This window comes from Polynucleobacter sp. AP-Latsch-80-C2, from assembly GCF_018882185.1.
Lineage (GTDB): Bacteria > Pseudomonadota > Gammaproteobacteria > Burkholderiales > Burkholderiaceae > Polynucleobacter.
The window spans coordinates 12,532-36,979 of sequence record NZ_JACVOY010000014.1 but is presented as its reverse complement, the minus strand read 5'-3'; the positions used below and the strand labels follow the sequence as shown (position 1 = coordinate 36,979).

1 protein-coding gene is annotated in these 24,448 nt (G+C 46.2%); it reads left to right on the top strand.

The annotated features are described in order from the left end of the window. Nucleotides 1–961: 961 nt before the first annotated feature. Entirely contained in the window at nt 962–24,418 is a 23,457-nt protein-coding gene (locus tag ICN47_RS11875) for a YDG domain-containing protein (protein WP_216220155.1), read from the top strand. Nucleotides 24,419–24,448: the final 30 nt, after the last annotated feature.

Below are 24,448 nucleotides of genomic sequence, written 5' to 3'. Positions count from 1 at the left end.
ATAAGGAGCTTAGAATGATCCAAGACCGTTTAAACAACCGACCTAGAAAACGATTAGGATTTAAAACCCCCAATGAAGTATTTATGCAGTCCTTAAACCGTGTTGCACTTCGTGTTTGAATCTACGTCATGAAAAAACACGCACATTACAGATAAATAATAGGTTAAAAAATTGCCAGAAATGAACCTCATTTTTATTCGAGAATTACTCTGTAATAGAGCTAAAAATACTAAAGATTGAGTGCAAAAATAGATAAAAATAAAGCATAGATTTAGTGTTCATTTTTACTTAAAAAATTCACCAAAAATAGTAAAAATCTTTACAAATGAAATTGCAAAAAAGACTCACATTTTTTTAAAAATAGTGTCATCTAAAAATCCAAAAAACTGGTATTTTTTACCTCAATTTTTTGTACAAAATAAGCTTCAAATTATTGGCAGAATACCGTCCTGAAAACGGACACAAATTTGCCTTTATTTTGATCTGCAGGTCTGCCTGATCATTACTAAAAAATAAACCAATTCCAGCAGTATTTTTTAATCGATATTTCATCTACAACTGCATGAATATATTCTTCGATTGATGTGGATTAATGGCTGTGCAATTGAGTAAATGCAGCACACGTATAGATTCATTTTCAAGTTTTAATTACGCTTGTAATCACGCGCAAATGTGCTTAATTTCAATCAAAAATTGGCGGATTACTGATGCCCTAGGACTTTAGTAAAACGATGGGGTTGCGTCATTGCCATGCGATTTATTGTTGAGAATATTTCATAAAGCGGAAAAATCATCAAAATTCTTGGGTTTTTTACCCATTTATTAACCCTTGGGTGAATTCAGAAAACCCTCGTAAAACGCGAAAATTCTCTCTGTCGTTTTACATGTAAAGACCTACGATTTGTTCCTTGATTTGCTTACAGGGTCGCTCCCTGTAAAAAATTCTCTCCTAGATTCGCATTTGCAGAATCCAAACGCCAAACGCGTAGCAATTTTTTTATTGCTCGCATTAGCGGTCTTGTTGCATGTCAATTTTTCGTATGCACAAACGGTGAATGTGAATATGAATCCAGGTGGTGGAAAAGTCGTCGCCGGAACAGCAGTCATTACTCAATCCGGACTTCAAACGAACGTTAATCAAACGAGCCAAAGAGCAGTTGTAAATTGGGACAGTTTTAACGTCGGAAAAGATGCCTCCGTCAACTTTAATCAGCCCAATAGTTCGGCGGTTACTTTGAACCGAGTTACTGGTTCATCTCCAAGCGTCATTGATGGTGCAATTAAAGCGAACGGACAAGTCGTTTTGGTGAACCCAAATGGCATCACTTTTGGACGTGGTGCACAAGTTGATGCCGCGGGTGTTGTTGCAACGACGATGAACATCTCGAACAAAGATTTTATGGATGGCAAATCCACCTACAAAGGTGACGGTACTGGCAAGATCATCAACGAAGGAAAAATCACTACCAACACCAAAGATGGTTACATCGCATTGCTTGCTCCTGAAGTTCGTAATGACGGTTACCTGATCGCCAAAATGGGTGCAGGCACGGTTGCCTTAGCAGCCGGCAAGCAAATCACCTTAGATTTTCGTGGCGATAGCCTCATTTCCGTCAAAGTTGACGAATCAGCCATTAATGCTCTGATTGAGAACAGGCGCTTAGTCAAGGTCGAAGGTGGCTTAGTCATCATCGCTGCAGGCGCAGCTAATAACCTCATGAGTTCAGTGATTAAGAACACTGGCCGTATCTCCGCTTCATCATTACAAAACAACGGCGGTGTCATTGAGCTCGTAGCATCCAATATCACCCAAGCTGGGCAAATCAGTGCTAATGGCAAAGGATCGAACGCTAATGGCGGCAAGATCACCCTGCAGGGCGAAGACATCACTTTGGCTGACGGATCAAACACCAATGCCAGAGGAGTGGCTAACGGCGGAACCATTAACGTAGGCACTACTAAAGTGACCTATACCCAAAATGCAGATGGCACAAGAACTGATGTAAAAGCGGAGAACCTCGCTAAAACCGTTACCGTTGCAGAAAAAGCCACAGTAGATACTTCCTCTACCAATAAAGGCAATGGTGGCGACATTAATATCTGGTCAAGCGTCAAAACCATCGTTGCCGGTACCTTTAAATCTCAAGGTGGCGCATTGGGTGGTAACGGTGGCTATGTAGAGACTAGCTCCTCAGGCGTACTAGAGATCCTCAAATCCACGGTAGTGGACGTCACAGCTAAGTTGGGTAAAGCAGGGCATTGGCTCCTAGATCCAGAAGAGATGACCATTGGTGCCTCAACCGCAACAGCGATCTCTTCAGCTTTGGCAACATCAAACGTGACCATTGAAGTGAAGGGCGATCTCACTGTAGCAGCTGGCGCAGCGATTGCTCCGACTAATGGCGCAGCAACCACATTGACCTTAAACGCGACAGGCACCATTACTAATAACGGCACAATTAGCACCAGTGATACCGGTAGCCTTGTAACTAACTCTGCTGCCTTATCCCTAGCAGCCGGTAGTACAACTAGCGCCAATCAAATCACAGCTACTGCTCAGGCAGTGTCGGTTAATGGGGCGCTTTCCTCAACTGGTGGCTCAACTGGTTCTATTAATGTCACAGGCGGCGCGATTATCGTAGCTGGACGAGTGAGCTCAAACGGCTCAAGCACGACCAACAGCACCACCACAACGAACACTGCAACGACTAGAACCAGAGAAGAAGAGTTAGCAGCTCAGGCACCAACTGCACCTACGGCAAATGCCAACACAGCTGCTGCGCAAACTAATGCTAAAGCACAAGCTGCTGCAGCAAGCACTGCAGTTGCGGCAACAGTCGCAAGTAATAATGTGACAGCGAACGCTGCAAAAGTATCTGCTGCTGCAGTAGTTGTGAATAACCCGAGTGCTGGCACTACTGTAGTAACTCCAGCGGTTAATGTGATTAACTTAACTGCGCCTACAACAGCAACACTCAATACCAATATTGCTAATGCTGCCCAAGCAGCAGGGCAGGGAACGACTACGATTATTAATGTGGCAAGCGCATCAAGTGGAGCTACGCCAAGTGCGCCATTAGCGAGCCTAACCTTTACTGCGCAATCACCAGGTCAGATTGCAGCAACTACTGCAGCAGCAAGTGCATCTTCGAATACTGCGGGCGGCACCATTACTCTGACTGCAAGCAATAGCGTTACTGCCACATCAACAGCAACGATTACTGCTAATGCAGCACCAACTACAGCTGATCAACCTGCTATTAGTTCGGCTGGTGGCTCGATCAATATTGCCGCACCACAAGTCATTACTCAGTCTGGTTCCGTCATGCAAGCTAACGGCAACAACGGCCCTGGTGGTAACTTTAATCTGCAAGCTACCCAACTTTCTATTGCGGGCCTAGTTCAAGCAAACGGTAATACAGGCGGCACGATCACAGCAGTAGCAACATCAAGTAATCTTCAAGCTGGATCTTTGATCCAGGCAAATGGTAATAACGGCCCAGGTGGCGCAATTACCCTTCAAACAATTAATAACCAAGTTATTAATAACGCTCAAATCCAAGCCAATGGCTCTGGTAACGGCGGCAATATTCAAATTAGCACCACCCAAGGTGACATCAATTTACAAAGTGCACTGATTCAAACTAATGGCGCAAATGGCCGTGGTGGACAGATCGGCATTGCAGCAACCAACTACACAAGCCTCGAGTCTTCAGCAGTAGAAGCAACTGGTTTTACCCAGGGCGGCACCATCAAAGTCGGTAACGATGCCCAAAGCAGCGCCTTACCGTTCTCCATCTTTACTAATCTTGATGCCAATAGCATCATCAAGGCAAATCAAACCAACGCTCTAAACAATACCTCTGGTGGTTTTATTGAAACCTCAGGTCAAACGATCAACTTACTCTCAAGCATTAATGCGGGTAGAGGAGGGATGTGGTTAATTGATCCAAATAATATTGAAATTAGCTCTGGCACAACTGCAGGCGGTACTTTGCCGAGCTTCACAGCTGCCAATGCTTCCTCTGTGGTGAAGGCTGCCGATCTTCAGAGTCAAATAAACGCCGGTACTAGCGTTGCTCTCATAGCGAACGGCACTATCACCCAAACATCTAACCTCAGTTTTACCCCAGCAACTGGCGTTAACGTGAGTCTAACTTACGACACTACTTCTGGAACTGGTCAGTCCATTACATTGACAGGAACGACTACCAATACAGGTCTTGGAAATCTCACCCTAAATTATTTATCCAGCGGTCAAATATTTATTAATGGAGCAATTAACTCCACTAGCACTGGAAAAATTAATTTACTTGCCCAATCTTCTTATGCTAGCAATGCAATAGCATCATGTTCATTGGGAATATGTGCCAATATTTCAAACGGGGCATCAGGCAGTATCACTACTAAAGGTGGCTATGTAGTCCTTGATGCAACTGGCGGATCAATTTCGGGAACAACAATTACTCCGGGAACGATTGCGAATGCGCCTATCTACTTGGCCGCAGCCATTAATACCACCACATCTGGTGCAACAGGCAGCAGTGCGGGTGGCAACTTATCAGTAGCCGGGGCTGACTCAATTGCAAATGGCGTAGGCGCTTTCGAATATTCAGTTGGCCTCAATATTGGCGGAAACGCAAGTTTTCAATTGAAAACTACTGCAACCGCAAGTTATGGATTTGTAGTCAATAGCTATGCAACAACAGCGCCTTTAACTGCCTATGGAAATATTGACATTAGTAATACAGGTGTGAATGCAAACTCAGTTGCCCTAATTTACTTAACTTCAGCTTTAACTTCTACTACTGGCAATATCAACTTAACAGCAACGTCGACAAATACAACCATTGCTACCAACCCCGGTGTGAGCTCAACATCAGCCGGTACCATTACTGCCAATACCGGAGCAATCACAATCAATAGTAGTACTTATGTAAGTTCCCCGGTTGTTCTTGCCGGTGCTATATCCGCCAAAAGCATTGCAATTACTGGCACATCAACCACAGCGTCAACTATTGTTTCTTTAGGTGCAATGACAATTGTTGCTGGCGGGTCTAATCTTTCGGTAACGGCAAATAATTCTGCCGGGGGTGCAAATACAGGTATTACCCAGACTGGAACCATTACCGATAATGCGGTGGGCTCCAGTATCAGTTTTATTAGTAACAATCTGATCAATCAAGTCGGTGCTATTACCTTGGTGGCTAACACATTGACTGCTACACCTGCCAATATTACTTACGATACATCTGCAGGCACAAAGGCTTCCACTATTACCTCTGGTGCATTAACGATTGCAACTGCTACAAGTACTTCCGCAATTAACTACATTGCTAAGTCTGCTGGTTCAGCAATTAATCCAAATATTATTGGTCAAAGTTCTGTAGTGTTGCCAGGATCGATACTGCTTGATAATACGTATGGATGTGCTGGCTCGGGATGTGTACCAGTAAGTGGGTTCATTAATGCTACTAGGGCCAATTTATCTACCTTAGCAACTGCCTCCGCAGGCATCACAATCTCTACAAGCAATGCGCTATATGCAAAAAATGACATCACCATTAATGGTGTTAGTAGCGCTGTTCAGGGCGTATACACGCTGGCCGGAATCACCTCGACAACGGGGGCCATTTCAATTAGCGGATCTACCGTAAGTGCATCTCAGGGTATAAACTTTGGCAGCGCGATTGTCGCCAATGCTGGCAGTGTCAGCCTGACTGGTACTACTACTAATGGCTATGGTGTTTATGCTGGCACATCCGTAATCACCGGTAATGACATTACCATTCTCGGCACATCTACAGCTGCGCCAACATGGGTTGTTTATTTAGGTGCGTTAACTATTAATAGCGCTGCTGCAGGTGGAAGCATCACCGTTACGGGTAATGTCATTAACTTGCCAGATTCCAGTAATGGTATTTATCAAGTTGGAACGATCGCAGCGGCTGTTGGTACAAACATCACCTTTAATTCCAACAACATCATTAATCAGGTTGGTGCGATTAATTTGTTAGCGAACACGACTGCAAATGCTACAAACATTATTTACGACACCACTACCGGCACCAAGGGTTCCAATATCACGGGTGGAGCAGTAACCATTGGCTCAGGGCTAAATTCCTCAGCAATTAATTACATTGCGAAGTCACTGGGATCCGCTATCAATCCAGGTGCAATCGGATCTAGTACGGTTGCCTTGCCTGGCTTCATCTTGGTAGATAACACCTATGGTTGCACGGGCTCCAGCTGCACTCCGGTGACGGCTCATATCAGTGCAGCTGCAAATAATCTGGTTGCTAAGGCAACTACATCAGTTGGTATCACTATTAATGGTGTGATGTATGCCAATGGTGCAATTACCATCAATGGCGCAAGTAACTCCACTTATGGCATTAGCGCTTCTGCAGACATCACCTCAAAAAATGGTGACGTTACGCTGAATGGCTCAACCGTAGCTTCAATTGGCGTCTATGTGACGGCAGCCAATATCGTAACGGGAAATAACATCACGATTAATGGCGCTTCAATTTCTGCCCCGAGCTGGGTCACTCAAATTGGTGCACTCAAAATTAATAGCACTTCAGTTGGTGGCAATATTGTTGTAACCGGAAACGTAATCGGCACTCCTGGTGCAGCTGGAGGTATTTATCAGATTGGTAATATCAACGGCGCCAATGGCTCAAACATTAGCTTCATTTCCAATAATGATATTAGCCAGAGTGGGGCACTCATTTTGGTTGCCAATACTAGTGGCAGCGCTGCCAATATTACTTTTGATACGACAACAGGCGATAAGACATCTTCAATCGTCAGTGGAGCATTAACAATTGCAGCTAGTACATCCACCTCTGCAATTAATTTCATTGAAAAATCTGCAGGAGCTAGCCTTAATCCTGGGGCGATCGGAACGAGTGCAGTTAATTTGCCCGGCTATCTTTTAATCGATAACACTTTTGGTTGTTCTGGTTCTGGGTGTACTCCAGTAACAGGCTTTATAAACGCCACTACACCGAATTTAACGTCCCTTGCGACTGCATCGATAGGCGCAACGATTAATGCCGCAATCTTTACAACAGGCAATATCACCATTAATGCTGCTAGTAATACCAACCGCGGTATCGACGCCTCGGTCAATATTACTTCGACCAATGGCAACGTTGTGATGAATGGCGCTACAGTCAGCACCATCGGCGTTTATGTTGTAGCAGGTAATACTGTCACTGGAAACAACATCACCATTAACGGTACGGCAACTTCTGCTTCAGTTAGTTGGGTTGATCAAATAGCGGGATTAACAATTAATAGCGCTGCTGTTGGTGGCAGTATTACCGTTACCGGTAACGTTATTGGTATTCCTGGCGCTGCTGGTGGTATTTATCAGATTGGCAATATTTCTGGGGCTAGCGGCTCCAATATCAGCTTTATCTCTAATAACAACATTAGCCAGTATGGTGCAATTAACTTAGCTGCAAATACTAGCGCTAACTCATCTAATGTTTCTTATGATGTGACGGCAGGTAACAAGCTATCTACGATTCTGACTGGCCAATTAACGGTTACAGCAGGATCCCTTTCGAATATTAATTACTCGGTACTAGCTTCTGGAGCAGCAATCAACATTGCTAGCAACGTGACTGTGCCTGGCGCAATTACTTTAGATAATACCTACGGTTGCTCAGGTTCAGGATGTGCGCCGGCAACCGGCTATATCAATGCTTCACTAGTAGGTTGGACCAATCTGCCGACAACTGGTGGATATGGTGTTTTGGTAAACGGAAACCTTAGTGGTACGGCCATCACTATTAATGGAGTTAATGCAGGCGGAACTACGGGGGGCGGTGGCTCTGTAGCTTTGGCTGGAGGCTTAACGGCTACTAGCGGCAATATCAATATCACTGGCTTAACAACAACTGGTATTGCTGTTGGTAACTTATACGGCAGCGCCTGGGGCATAACTCCGATTATTGCTAATAGTGGAGCAGTCAACATTACAGGAACCTCAACGACAACGGGTAATGGGGTTGAGCTTGGACCCAATAACTCCATTAGCGCCAAGTCCATCACTATTATTGGTTCAGAAGTAGGTGGTCAGTACGCTGTTTACCTTAATACTTTAACCATTGTTGCCGGCGGAACAAACCTCAACGTCACTGGTACCGTGGTTACCAATACCGATACTGGTATTTATCAGTTAGGCAATATCACTGATAATGCAGCCGGTTCAAATATCAGCTTTATTACTAACGGTAAGATTAATCAAGGCGGCGCAATTTCCTTGGTATCCAATACTGCCTCTACAGCAGTGAGCGTGACTTACAACACGACTAGTGGCACGAAGGATTCCAGTGTTATCGCAGGCACATTGACAATTGCTGCAGGTACAAATACTTCGCCAATTAACTACATTATTAAAACTGCTGGCGCAGCCATTAACCCGGCTGCGATTGGCACAAGCACATTGCTCTTGCCAGGCTATGTATTACTGGATAACACCTATGGATGTTCAGGAGCAGGGTGCACCCCAGCAACCAACTTTATTAACACCACTACAGCTAACTTGGCGTCACTTGCAACTGCATCTGCCGGGGCAACAATTAACTCCGCTATCTATGCCAGCGGCAACATCACCGTAAATGCGGTCAGCACCAGTAATGCTATCGACTATTCAGTGGCAATTACCTCAACTGCTGGTAACGTAGTGATGAATGGTGGAACAACGGTAACTCGGGGCGTCTATAACAGTGTTGCCTCCACAATTACCGCTAACAATATCGTGATCGTCGGTACCTCATCTGGAAATCCTACTTGGATTTCACAAATTGGTGCGTTGACGATTAACGGCGCTTCTATCGGTGGCAGCATTTCTGTAACTGGTAATTACATCGGTACACCGGGAGCTCTTGGAGGTATCTATCAAACTGGCACTATTACCGGCGCTAGTGGCTCAAATATTAGCTTTATTTCCAATAACAATATTCAGCAATATGGAGCGATTACTCTTGCCGCCAATACCAGTGGAGTTGCTGCCAATATTACTTATGACGTAACTACTGGTAATAAGACCTCTCTTGTTCTAACTGGCGCTATCAGCATCCCAACGGGATCAACTTCGGCTATTAACTACATTATTAAATCAGCGGGTTCAGCAATCAATCCCGCTGCAATTGGTTCAAGCACTTTGGTATTGCCAGGCTATGTGTTGATCGATAACACCTACGGTTGCTCAGGATCTGGTTGCACTCCAGTTTCTGGATTTATTAATACTACGACTGCTAACTTAGTCAGCTTGGCGACAACGTCTGTTGGAGCAACGATTAATAATGTGATTTATGCCTCTGGCAATATCACTATCAATGCTGCAAGTACAAGCAATGCGATTGACTACTCGGCTGTAATTTATTCAACAGCCGGAAACGTTACCCTCAATGGCGGCACTACAACACTTCGTGGCGTCTATAACAGTACAGCTGCAACCATCACCGCTAATAACATTACGATTCTGGGTACCTCATCTGGCAACCCTACCTGGGATGTGCAGATTGGCGCTCTGACTATTAATAGTGCCTCGATTGGCGGCAATATCACCGTCACCGGCAATTACATTGGAACGCCAGGCGCTCTCGGGGGCATTTATCAAACTGGCGCCATTACTGGTGCTAGTGGCTCCAATATCAGCTTCATTTCCAATAACAATATTCAGCAATATGGGGCGATTGGTTTAGTAGCCAACACCAGTGGTACGGCAGCCAATATTACCTACGACATCACTACCGGTAACAAAACTTCTAGCGTCTTGGCTGGGGCGATTAGCATCCCAACAGGATCTACTTCGGCCATTAACTACATTATTAAAACAGCAGGTTCTGCTATTAATCCTGCAGCAATTGGTACAAGTGCTTTAGTGTTGCCAGGTTATGTATTGATTGATAACACCTATGGATGTACCGGTTCTGGATGCACGCCTGTCTCAGGCTTTATCAATACCACGACACCTAATTTAGCTAGCTTAGCTACAGCATCTGTTGGTGTAACAATAAATAATGCTATTTATGCGAGTGGCAACATTACGGTAAACGGTGTCACTGGTGGTACCTCAAATACTGGTATTGACTATTCCGTCATACTGACATCAACAGCGGGTAATGTGATTTTTAATGGTGGCGCAACGGACGGCCGTGCTGTATATAACAGCGTTGCTTCAATCATCACCGCAAACAACATCACTATTACTGGTACTACAACGCTCGCACCGGCATGGGTATTGCAAATTGGTGGATTCACAATTAATAGCACTTCAGTAGGCGGCAGCATTACAGCGACTGCTAACGTCATTGGTATTCCAGGTGCTGCTGGTGGTATTTATCAAATTGGCACCATTACTGGTCGTAGTGGAACAAATATTCGTTTCATCTCAAATAATGATATTGATCAGAGCGGCGCTATTAATTTAGCGATCAATACCAGTGGGTCAGTTGCTAATATCGTCTTTGATACAACCACTGGTAATAACACCTCTAAGGTCGGCTCTGGAGTTATTACTGTTGCTGCCGGCACCTCGACCTCCGCCATCAACTACTTAGTCAAGACCAATGGCGCGATCATCTCCGTACCAGCCATTACTGTTCCAGGTTATATCCTCTTGGATAACAGCTGCTTAGGCTGCGGCACTGCAATCACCACGTCAACTGCCGCTACTAATGGCGCTGCGATTACGATTACCGGTGCTTTATCTGCAGGCTCTTTGGCAGGTTCTACGGGTGTGACGATTAATGCGGTAGCGAACGGAACAGGCGTTGGCTTTACCCAAGGCGCCAATGCGATTAGCTCCGCTGCTGGCGGTGTGACGATTACGGCTAATAGCCAGACTGGCGTTGCTTACTCTAGTACTGGCAACATCACCGCGACTGGTCAAGCGATCACGATTACAGCAACAACTACGACAGCAGCAAGCATTAGTGATACCGGCACCATTAACGGTGGGGTAGTGACCCTTACTGGAACCCAGTCCACATCGACCGCTACTGCAACACCAATTACTGCTACTGGTGCAATTACCGCTAATAGCCTTACCGTGACAGGTACTGGCGGCGCATCAACCACCATCGTCTCTTTAGGCGCTATTACGATTAATGCGGGTGGCGGCAATATCACTGTCACTGCAAATAACGCCGCTGCAGGAACCAATACCGGTATTACTCAAACTGGCGCGATTAACGATAACGCAGTAGGTTCGAACATCAGCTTTACTTCGAATAATGACATTGCTCAAAGCGGTGCAATTACATTGGTGGCGAACAGCGGTACACCTGCAGCTAATCTTATTTATGACACAACCAGGGGAACTTTAGGGTCCACTATTGCTGGCGGAGTTCTAACATTTACTACGGGCACAGGCTCCGTTATTAATTATGTTGCTAAATCAGCAGGTGCGGCTATTACTCCTGCAGCAATCGGAACCAGTACAGCAGCATTGCCTGGCTACGTCACTATTGACAATACCTATGGTTGCACAACAGCGCCATGCACACCGGTTAGCGGATTTATTACCACGGCTAATGCATCCACCTTAGCTACCGCCTTAGATGGCGTGAAGATTGCTAGTGCAATTTATGCTGCTGGGGATATCACGCTTAAGGGTGTATCGACTACGGCATCTGGAGTAACTTATTCTGCCGCCTTAAATACCTCTAGTGGTGCAATCACTATCACAGGAACATCTGTTGGTACTGCAGCAAGCAGCTATGGAATCTACGCCAGCGCTGCAGCGGGAGTTGTCAGTGCAAGCAGCGTAACTGCTGGAGTTGTTACCATGAGTGGTAGCTCGGCTGGATCTACCAGCCTTGCAATTAGCGCCGCAGCTTCTGCAACCATTACTGGTGCATCAGGCGTGTATTTAACCGGGCGGGGAGTTGGTGGCGGAATTACGACTGCTGCTTTAATTAAGAACTCAGGAACGCTTGGTGGTTTGACGGTCGATGCAGCCGGCAGTGTGAGTCTTGCGGGTGCTAATAATGCCGGTGTTACAGGCATGCGTATTATTGCTGGCAATGGTATCGCAGCAGGCACAATTACTGGTGGCGATATCACATCCCTTGGCACTCTCACCAATACGGGTGGTGTAATTGCAATCTCTATGGCTAAGCCTGAAGCGTCACCTTATGCGATCGCTGGAGCGCTCGGTATCAACACTACGAATGCTGATGCTACAACGAATATCTCTTACGGTATTGCTGGTGGTATGCCTGTTCAACCAGGGAATTATGTCAGCGGTAACTATATTAATTACCGTCAAAAGATCACCAGTACCCTTGCTATCTCCGTAACAATCAATAGTGATTACACCGCCGTCTATGGAACTGCATATAACTCTAATGCTGCCAATGATTGGATACAGGCCAATGCAACTGTTAGCTTTACTGGTAGTAGCACCGCGACATTTGGTTTGGCAGCTATCACTAGCGGCTCTATTGCTTACATTAAATCCGTACTCGTATTTAGCCCAACAGTAGGTGGTACAACAGCGCTAAATGGAACTAACGCTAATGCGGTTCAAACTAATACAGCTCTTACATCGACAAGTATTTCTGCGTCTGATGGGTCAACTGTTACTGTGATCCCCGCTGCTCACAAATACACCATTACCCCAGCAGTGCTAGGTATCGCAGTATCTGGTGTTTATAACGGCACAACTACCTTTACTAGTGCTAATTCCACTATAGCTGCAACTGGACTTGCAGCTTGGGATACTATCACTTCAGTAACGGCAAGCTCAGCTAATGCCAATGGCGTAAGTACCTATGTAAGCTCAATAGGTGGTACATCGACAGTTGGTAGCTTCTCTGCAAGCAATTATCTAATCAATACAAGCTATAACGGCACCTTATCAAGCGGCTTACCCGTCAATACTTCCCAGAGTGCTGCTACCAATAAGGTTAGCATTACACCTGCGCCATTGGGCATCACTATTAGCGGTGAATATAGCGGCACAACAACCATTGTTCCTACGGCATTTACCGTAACCGGCTTAGTTAATAGCCAGACCATTTCAGCCATTAGCTCAGCAACAGTTAATAACATCAATGTGGCTGCTAATAACAGTAATTACGTAACGGGCATCACGGTAGGCGGTGGCACAGCTTCCATGAATAACTACAGCATTACTGCTGCATACAACACCTTGTCCGGTAATACTCAAAATACCGTGACCCTGACACCAAAGGCTTTGAGCGTTACTGGTATCACTATTGCTGCTAAAACATATGATGGTACGACTAGCGCTACTGTATCTGGTGGCTCATTGGTCGGCGTAGCTACAGTAGATCTGGCAAATGTCACTCTGACTCAAACTGCAAGCTTTGTTTCAGCAAATGCAGCTAATAGTGTTGCGCTCATCATGGTGGATAGCATTGCAGGCTCAGCCGCCGGAAATTACACCTTAACTCAGCCAACCGGTGTCACCGCCAATATTGCTCGCAAGGTGATTACAGTGGGCGGAACTCCTTTGGCGGCCAATAAGGTTTATGACGGTACAACAGCGACCACTATTTCTGGTGGTACTTTAGTCGGTGTCATTACAGCGGATCTGGCTAACGTGAGTCTTACCCAAAGCGGTAGCTTTACGCAGAGTGGGGTGGGTTCAGCAATTGGTGTTGTCGTTAGCACTGCCATTAGCGGAACTGCGGCATCGAATTACCTAGTAACCCAACCGGCCAACTTATCGGCAAACATTACTGCAAAAGTACTTACCGTTACAGGCACTACTGTAACTGACAAGGTATACAACGGCAGTAACGTGGCTACGGTTACTGGTGGCACCTTATCTGGCGTGATCGCTGGAGACCTTGCTAGTGTGAGCTTGACACAAGCGGGCACATTTAGTTCTGCAAATGCTGGAAGCGCTATTGCTGTAACAATCAGCGACAGCATTGCCGGTACTGCGAGCGCTAACTACAGCCTAGTTCAGCCTACCGGCATTGTGGGCAAGATTACTCCGGCCCCATTGGGTATCTCAGTAGCAGCGATTTATAGCGGATCCACAACGATCACTCCAACTACATTCTCAGTAACTGGCTTGGTGAATGGTGAAACGCTCACAGGTATCTCCAGCGCAGTGATTGACAGCATGAATGTCGCTGCAAATGCTGCTAACTTCGTGCGCTCAATCACGATCAGCGCTGGTACGGCTAATGCAAATAACTATTCATTTGGAACTGTAGCAAGTACTACCTCTGGCAATAGATTGAACAGCGTTACTTTGACGCCTAAGACGCTAACCGTTACAGGCACTCTTGCTGATAAGAAGGTTTATGACGGCACTACTAGCGTAACAGTGTGGGGTGGATCACTGGTTGGTGTTATTGGCGTTGATGTGGTGACACTAAAGCAGGTAGGTACTTTAAATAGTGCCAACGTAGGTAGTGCTGTTCCTGTGGTGATGGCCGATACCATCTCTGGTTTCTCAGCTGCTAATTACAGTTTAGTTCAGCCTACAGGAATCACTGCAGCAGTAACGCCTAAGACTATTACGGTCAGTGACGGTACTGTGGCGAATAAGGTATACGACGGTACCACCAATGCAGTCCTCACTGGCGGAACATTGGTTGGAGTATTAGCGGCAGATGCATCAAACGTTATCCTCACACAAGCAGGTCGTTTCTCATCCCCTAATGTGAGTAACGGCATCATTATTATTGCCAGCGCATCAATTTCTGGAAGTGCATCTAGCAACTACAGTCTCATACAGCCAACCGGTATTACCGCCAACATCACACCAGCCATGCTTGGCATCTCGGTAGTTGGTGTGGCCAATGGCACTAATACCATCTCACCAATTTCATACACGATTAATGGTCTGATTAACGGCCAAACGATTACTGGATTAAGCAGCGTTTCCATCAAGAGCTCCAGCATCTCTAGTAACGGCAGCAATTTTGTGACGGGTATTGTGATCTCAGGCGGTACTGCCTTGGCAACAAACTATGCATTCTCACCATCCTATAACGCTACTGCAGGTATCTCTCAGAATATCGTTACCCTAGTTGCCCAGAATCAAAAAATCCTGACAGTCACTGGAACAGTCGCAACGACTAAGACATACGATGGCACGACATCAATCGTGATTACAGGCGGTGTTTTGGTTGGTGTTACTGCTGGCGATACCGTCACCCTGGTTCAATCAGCAACACTGATTAATCCGAACGTCAGCACTTCTGCTGCCGTGGTCATGAATGACTCTATTACTGGCGCATCAGCTGCTAACTATATTTTGGTTCAGCCAACTGGCATCATCGCAATCGTGAATCCTGCGCCATTGGGTATTGCGGTAACGGCCGAGTACAACGGCACAACCAATATTACGCCAGCTTCATTTGTAGCTACAGGCTTGGTTAATAGCGAGACGATTACTGGATTATCCAGCGCAATCTTCAGCGCAAGTAATGTTGCTAATAATGGCAGCAACTACGTGACTTCTATTGTGAGCAGTGGCGGTACTGCCGTATTAAGTAACTACAAAATTACCCAAGCTTATAACGCCACTACAGGCAGTACTAAAAACGTAGCAACACTGACACCAAAAGCCTTAACGGTAGGCGGCGTTTCTGTTGCCGCCGATAAGATCTATGATGGCTCCACCACCGCAACGATTACCGGCGGATCTTTGGTTGGCGTGATTGGTTCTGATGCCGTTGTCTTGAATCAAGCAGGTTCGTTTGCGCAGAATGGGGTAGGGACTTCCATTGCCGTGACTGCTGCTGACACAATCACTGGCTCCGCAGCAGGCAACTACTCTTTAATTCAGCCAACTGGCATCACTGCCAATATCACACAGAAGTCTTTGACCGTTAGCGGAGCAACAGTTTCCAATAAGGTTTATGACGGCACTACAACTGCAACTGTCATCGGCGGCTCATTAGTTGGTTTAGTCGGTACCGATGGCGCCAACGTCACATTGGCCCAGAGCGCCACTTTTGCATCCGCGAATGTAGGTAACGGTATTTTGGTGACATTCTTAGATAGCATTAGCGGTAGTGCGGCGGCCAATTACTCACTAGTTCAGCCTAGCGGCGTGAGCATGAATATCACTCCCAAAACGCTAACAGTGACTGGCACTGTAGTTTCTAATAAGGTCTACGACACCACTACAAATGCAACAGTAACAGCGGGAACCTTGTCCGGTGTGATTGCTGCTGATGCTGCGAATGTCACCTTGGTCTCTGCAGCAAGCTTTAGTTCTAGCAGCGTTGGCAATGCGATTGCATTGGTCATGAGCGATAGCATTACGGGTTCAGCCGCAGGCAACTATGTTCTAACGCAACCTACAGGCGTTACTGCCAACATCACTGCTAAGGCGCTGACAATCACTGCAAGCAATGTCACTGGTGTGTATGGCAGTGCTACTGGTTTAGGTACTAGTGGATTTACGCAATCAGGATTGCTTTCTGGCGACTCTATTAGTGCAGTGACACTCTTATATAGCGGAAGTACTTCAGTCCCGGGCACCGTGAATGCTGGCAGCTATAGTGGCGTAGTTGCAGTGAGCGCAGCAACTGGCTCCGGCTTATCGAATTACGCGATTACCTATGTTGCTGGAAATTTGACGGTAGGGCAGGCAACACTGACCCTGAATCCAAATGCCCAAAGTGCGGTGTACAACGGCAATACCCTAAATGCGACGACATTCTCGGCTAATGCGAGCAACTACACTGCGACAGGTTACAAAAATAGTGACTCTGCAGTAAATGTGCCACTCAGCTTTACCGGTAGCCTTGGATTTACTAGCGGCGGTTCCGCTGCTTCGGTTCTGAATGCGGCTACTTATGCTTACACAGCTGGAACGCTGGCAGTAAGCACTATTAATACAAACTATGTAGTTGTATTGGCGGGAACCTTAAGCAATCAATATGTAGTGACTCCTGCAACCGTTGCCATCAGTGCAAGCAAGGTGTATGACGGCACTACGGACTTTACAGCAGGCGCCGCTGGCACCAGCTTCACTATTACTACCGGTATTGGTTCTCAGACATTAGGCGTGACTGGCACAGCTAGCGCAAGTAATGCCAACGTTGTTGGGGTTAATAGCCTGAATACCACTGGCTTAAGTTTGGTAAATGGCACTGGTTCAGCTAGCAACTATGTATTGCCAGCTAGCACGAGCAATGTCCTGATTACGCCGAAGACTGTTGCTGTTTCGATCTCAAGTCTATCCAAGGTATATGACACCACTACAGCAGCCACATTAACTGCTGGTACTGCATTAACAGACGGATCTTATGTTCTGACTGGTTTTGTGGGTAGTGAAGGTGCGTACATTACTCAAACAACAGGTAGTTATAACAATGCCAATGTAGCAAGCGCCACTACAGTGACTGCAGCGATTGGATCTGCATTTGTAGCGAAGGCGGGAACTACTCTATCCAATTACGCACTGCCAAGTTCAGCTGCTACTGCAACAGGTGGAGCTACCATTACTCCAGCATCATTAACAATGACAGCTAATGATGCGTCAACCTATGTTGGCGTAGCACCAACATCATTGACCTATCAATTGGCTGGCTTGTTGGGTGCCGACACAGCTAGTTCTGCAATCAGTGGGGCAGCAGTCAATTACACAGCCAGCCTACTCAATACGGCGATGAATGCGCCAACATTAAATGCATTGACGCCAACAGCCACCTCATCAAACTACAGCTTGACCTTCGTAAAGGGCTCATTGATGGTGGTTGGCAACTTCCAAATGATTGTGAATGCCGGCAGCAATACAGCCAGCTATGGCATAGTCAACTCTGCCAACGAAAACTATTTGGGTAATGCGCTCACGACTGGCAGCAATGTGTCTGCTGGATATTGCACCAACTGCGGTGTTGGCGTTGTAAGTCCCAATATCGTTAGCTTGACTATTACCGCCCCAACTACCGGCAGCAACGTTTGGACTGCTACTGATACCTTGGGTACAGGTTCAGGTGCTGGAACAGGGCAGGGCAAATACACTTTCACCATTACCCCAACCATTGCATCTGGTTCATATAGCGCCGGTGGTAGCGTGAATATCGGCAACTATGTATTAAGTGCCGGCAATTTATCCACGGTTTCTGGCTACACCACCAACTACGATGTTTCTAAGTTGGTAATTTATAACGTCGGCAACCTCAATATCACTCCAAAAGTCTTGACAGTGAGCGGTTCAGCTGTAGCAAATAAAACTTACGACGGTACTAATGTGGCAACAATCACTGGTGGTCAGCTTCAAGGTGTTGTTGCAACAGATGCATCCAATATCGGCTTAGTGCAAAGTGCCAGCTTTGCCTCTATTAATATTGGCTCCGCTATCAGTGTTACTGCAGTGGATTCACTAAGCGGCACAGTTGCTGCCAACTACGTGCTAACTCAGCCAACAGGATTAAGCGCCAATATTGCAGCCGCTCCAGTAACGATTAGCGGTTTGACTGCATCCAACAAGGTGTATGACACCACTACTGCTGCTACCTTGAGCGGTACAAAAACGGTTGTCGGTCTATTAAGTACCGATACTTCTACTGTGAGCGGTAATGCGACAGGCACTTTTGCGACAGCTAATGCCGGTCTTGCAATTGACGTTAACGTCAATGTAAGCAGCCTGGCTCTATCTAACGCCAACTACTACGTCTCTGGTGTGACTACGCCATTAACTGCCAACATCACTCCTGCACCAGTCACCATCGGTGGCCTGACAGCGGCTAATAAGGTGTATGACACTACTACTGCGGCGACTTTGAGTGGCACTAAAACGGTTGTTGGTCTATTGAGTACTGATACTTCTACTGTGAGTGGTAATGCAGCTGCTACTTTTGCGACTGCTAATGCGGGTAGCGCAATTGCTGTGGCAGTGAACGTGAGTGGTTTGGCTCTGTCTAACGCTAACTACTATGTTGCTGGTGTCGCTAGCCCATTAACTGCCAACATCACTCCTGCACCTATCACGATCAGTGGCCTAGCTGCTTCGAATAAGGTCTATGACACAACAACTGCAGCAACCTTAACTGGAACATCAGCCATTGCTGGTGGTCTATTAGGTAGCGATACGGCTACTTTATCTGGCACAGCAACAGCTGGTAACTTTGCTAGCGCTAATGCAGGCAACGCTATTGTGGTTACTGCAAACTTGAGTAGCTTGGCTCTATCTAACGCCAACTACTATGTTGCTGGTGTTACTAGCCCATTAACTGCCAACATCACTCCTGCACCAGTCACCATTGGTGGTCTGACAGCAACTAATAAGGTATATGACACTACTACTGCTGCTACCTTGAGCGGTACAAAAACGGTTGTCGGTCTATTGAGTACTGATACTTCTACTGTGAGCGGTAATGCAGCTGCTACTTTTGCGACTGCTAATGCGGGTAGCGCAATTGCTGTGGCAGTGAACGTGAGTGGTTTGGCTCTGTCTAACGCTAACTACTATGTTGCTGGTGTCGCTAGCCCATTAACTGCCAATATCACGCCTGCGCCGATCACCATTAGTGGTTTGGCTGCTTCTAATAAGGTCTACGACACTACAACCGCAGCAACCTTGACTGGCACATCAGCCATTGCTGGTGGTCTATTGGGTAGCGATACAGCTACTTTATCTGGTACAGCCACAGCAGGTACCTTTGCGAGTGCTAACGCAGGTAATGCGATTGCAGTAACAGCTAACTTGAGCAGCCTGGCTCTATCTAACGCCAACTACTACGTCTCTGGTGTGACTACGCCATTAACTGCCAACATCACTCCTGCACCAGTCACCATCGGTGGCCTGACAGCGGCTAATAAGGTGTATGACACTACTACTGCGGCGACTTTGAGTGGCACCTTGGCTATTTCTGGCGGATTATTGGGTAGTGATACAGCCACCTTATCTGGCACAGCAACGGCCGGAACATTTGCCAGCGCTAATGCAGCTTCAGGTATTACCGTGACCGCTAATCTGAGTGGTTTAAGTATCTCCAATCCAAATTACTATATTGCCGATGTTGCTACTGCCTTAACTGCGAACATCACAGGTAAACCCGTCACGATTACAGCGAATGCGCAATCCACTACTTACGGCACTGCGATCGCTAGCTTAGGAACTACTGGTTTTGTAAGTAGCGGATTTATCGGCGGGGATAGTGTTAGCGCCGTGACCTTAACTTACGGTGGTTCTGCTGGTGTTGCGGCTACTGAGAATGCAGGCACCTATAACGGTGGGGTAGCCCCAAGCAATGCTGTAGCAGTTGCGGGAACTTTATTGTCCAATTACGCCATTACCTATGTCGGCGGTAATTTGGTCATCAATCCTGCGGCCATAACAGTTACGGCTGATACCAAGACAATGACTTATGCGGCTTCTAGCTTGCCAATTCTGAGCTACGTTGCAGTAGGCTTGAAAAACGGCGATACTCCATTTACTGGCGCTTTAACTACGGCTGCAACTGCGTATAACGGTGGAGTAGGGTCAGCATCGAATATCGGTACCTATGCAATTACTCAGGGCACTCTGAGTGCTGGATCTAACTACACCATTAGCTATACACCGGCACTGATAACAGTAACGCCAGCAGCCTTGATCGTTAGCGCAAATGCTCAATCCTCCACTTATGGCTCAGCATTCACTTTGGGAAGCTCAGCATTTACTTCTACCGGGTTGGTGAATGGCGATACTATTTCTGGAGTTGGTTTAACGGTTGCTGGTAATGCAGTCGTGCCTGGTACTACTAATATTGGTGCATATACGATTGTTTCCAATAACGCGGTTGGTGCTCACGTTGCTAACTACACCATTACTTATCAAACTGGTGTACTGACGGTAAATCCGAAACCAATTAATGTGGTGGCTAATTCTACGACGATGGTTTATGCGGACGCTGCCTTACCGACTCTCACTTATCAAACAGTGACTGGTCTAGTAAATGGCGACACGATGAGTGGGGCATTGATTACTGCAGCAAGTGCTTATAACGGTAGTGCTGGATCAGCATCTAATGTTGGAACTTACGCGATTACCCAAGGCTCTCTCACTGCTGGCAATAACTATGTGATTAGCTATACTCCGGCAAATTTGACCGTTACTGCTGCACCATTGACTGTGACTGCGCTTGACCAGACCAGTATATATGGATCTTTGGCAGTGATTTCTCAGTCCGCCCTCACAACACCAACCTCTGGTTTGGTGGGAAGCTTACGTAATGGAGATTATGTCAGTAGCGCAACCATTCTCTATAACGGCAATCAAGTGATTCCAGGAGCGATTAATGCTGGAACGTATGCGAATGCAATTTCTATTGCTAATGCTGTTGGTGCTGGCACGACAAATTACAACATCACCTATGTTGCTGCTAATTTGAGAGTTAATAAAGCAACATTGCTTGTCACTGCAGTTGCAGATGGTAAGTTTGTTTCTCAAACAGATCTCGTTGGTAGCGCTACTAATTGTGGTGGTTTAGCCTGTGCTGGTGGATATGCAGGTGCAATGTATGCCGGTTTTGTGAACGGTGATACCTCTACTAGCGGCGCATTAGGCAGCGCAGCTTTAGTAATTTCCAGAACAAATGATCAGGTGAATACCCCTGGCCTCTATACCAACGTTCTATTACCAAGCGGATTAAATCCACAAAACTACTTAGTTCAGTATGTTGCAGGTAACTATGTAATCGCCCCAGCAGAGCAGTTATTGGTGAAAATGGCTAATAACGCTACCGTTTATAGCACCGCTCCAAGTTATGGATCTGTGACTGCCGCTTACTTGAAAGCTGACGGTACAGTTATTAGTGGTATTCCGGTAACGGTAGTTGGGAATATGGTCACTATGAACGATGGCCTAGGATCAACGGCGCAATTTACCGCCAATGCAATCAATCCTGTCAATAGTAGCTCTGGAAATCTCTCGGTTGGTAGTTATGCCTTAGGCGCCAGTTCACCAAGTATTACCGGAAGCAACTTCAATTCCATGGCGGTGATTGGTGGTTTGGATGTAACACCGAAGCAACTCGCCTATGCTGACTTGGGTATTGCAGGGGTATCCAAGGTTTACGACGGTTCCGTTTACATGAATAACTTGGCCATCACAGCAAGCAGTGGTTTTATTGCTGGCGATGCCATAAGTGCAACAGCAACTGGTACATTCTCAACAAAGAACGTAGGCACTGGTATTGCATACAACTTGGGTGTGCTCTTAAATGGAGCTGATAAAGCCAATTATCAAATTGCAGTTAATGCCTTGGTCAATAGCGGTCTTTATGCTGGCAGTAATGGCGTTATTACCCAGCTCAACTCTGTAACTTATACAGGGCCTAATAGCGGTGGTAATTGGTCTAATCCTGCTAACTGGACAACGACTGGTACCACTACCGTTGGTGCTATTCCAGATTTATCGAACGTAGCTAATGTGATTATTCCAGTTGCAACATCTGTGGTTTATGACAATGCAGTGGCAGGACCTATCACATCAGCGGTAGTCAATAACGGCAATGTGAACTTCAACCTCTCATCTGCAGCAAATATTGCAATGACTATTGCAGGTGCTGGTAGCGTGACGATTAGCAATAGTGGCCCAATTACCTTAAGCGGTATTAACAACTATGTGGGCGGCACCACTTTAAATGCTGGATCCAGTCTGATCGTAGGCAATGGCTCTGCTATTGGCGCGCCGAACATTACTTCAAACGGTACTGCAATTAATCCGGCCTCATTCAGTACCTTAAGCGCAGTGACATTGCCGTATCTCAATATCACTAGCGGTACGACCCAATTGTTAAGCAATATCACCACCACTGGAGCGCAGACCTATAGCGATTTGATTTTGGGATCAACGGTAAGTGGTACAACTACTCTGAGAACTTCCAATGCCAATATTAATTTCTTGGGCAAGATTGATGGAGCGACTGCTAAGTCACAATCTTTAGTTGCCAATGCTGGTACTGGAGTCGTCACCATTGGGGATAGTGTTGGCTCAGCGGCGCGTCTCAATTCCCTTGCGATGACTGGCTCAAGCATTAACATTTTGGCGGACATCATCACAGCAGTAGGGCAGACCTATAACGGTAATACATTTATTGGCGATGCGTCTTACCTTGGCCGCACCCCAACTGTCGGATTCTTATATTCCGGCTATAACAGTTATTTCCAGTACTCAACTCCTGCTATTACCAGCACCATTAAGTATCTGAATATGAATCCTATTTATATTCGCACGATGATTTCTGAAGATCCAAATGTCACATTTAATGGCACCGTAAATGACTTAGTGCCAAATACCCATACCTTATTGGTTGCTGCAATCGCGCCTGATGCAACGGCAGGCTCTAGTGCTGCATCTAGCGTGAACTTTGGTGCATCTGTTGGTAACGTATCGCCACTCTATAGCCTCAATGCGCAAGTGGTAGTTAATCAAAATCAGGCAAATTCTGTCTTAAATTATGTTGGAACTGTTAGCTTGGTTGGGAATGTCTCTACCTATTCAAACCAGACTTATCGTGCCAATTTAATGACGGCACAGGCTACAACTCAACCTGGTACGGTAACCTTCTCTGTTTATGACCCAACAGCCACCATTACTTATTTATTGCCATTGCAAACCAGTGGCGCTGGGGCTGGTCAAATGAATCTCCAGAATCCGGGAAGCTTGGACGCATTAACAATCAATGGTTCGAATAATTACTCTGCTAATCAAAACACTGCCGGCACCAATAATTGGGGTAGTCCTGCCGTCATAACACCAGCGCTTGGTTATGTGCCGCAAGTCTTTGTACCTCCTACATTCGTTCCGGCTGGATTGCCTGCATACTTCCCTCCAGCTTCTCAGCCATTAATACCTGCGCCCGCTAATTTTGTGGCACCAATTGCAGTTCCTGTAGCGATGCCAACGCAAAATTCGCCATTAACTAATAATGCTGCAGTTGCATCAACCATTCAGAACTCTACGAATTTTGTGTTCTTCTCTCCTGCTCAAAACAGTGGAAGCGTCAATGTAGTGATGGCTCCTGATGCTAATGCTGTTGCTGGTTTGAAGATGTTTGCTGGTATGCAGGCCTTTAATAAGGATGCCTTAATTCCAAAACCAGAGTCTGGCATGGTGAATATTTTAGTCAAAGTGTTGATTAACGGTGAGCCAACTACTTTAGCTTCTTCGTCACCGGTTCAAGGGTTTAAGTTCACAGTGCCCGAAGCATTATTACCTGCTTCTATTGTGGCTAACACCGCTACCTTGACCGCTTCACCAACAACCGGTTCCGTTATTGAAAGGGCGATTCAGTCTGATGGTTCACCTTTGCCAACCTGGCTCAAATATGATCCTGAAACAAATACTTTCAGCGCATCTCAAGTGCCACCGGGCGCAAAACCAGTTGAAATTAAGATCCAATCCATCAGAAATGGTCAGGTTATGGAAGAATCGCCTCCTATCTTGATTGATACCAAGTAAGGCTTGTGTGCACCACCTAGGCACATCTTT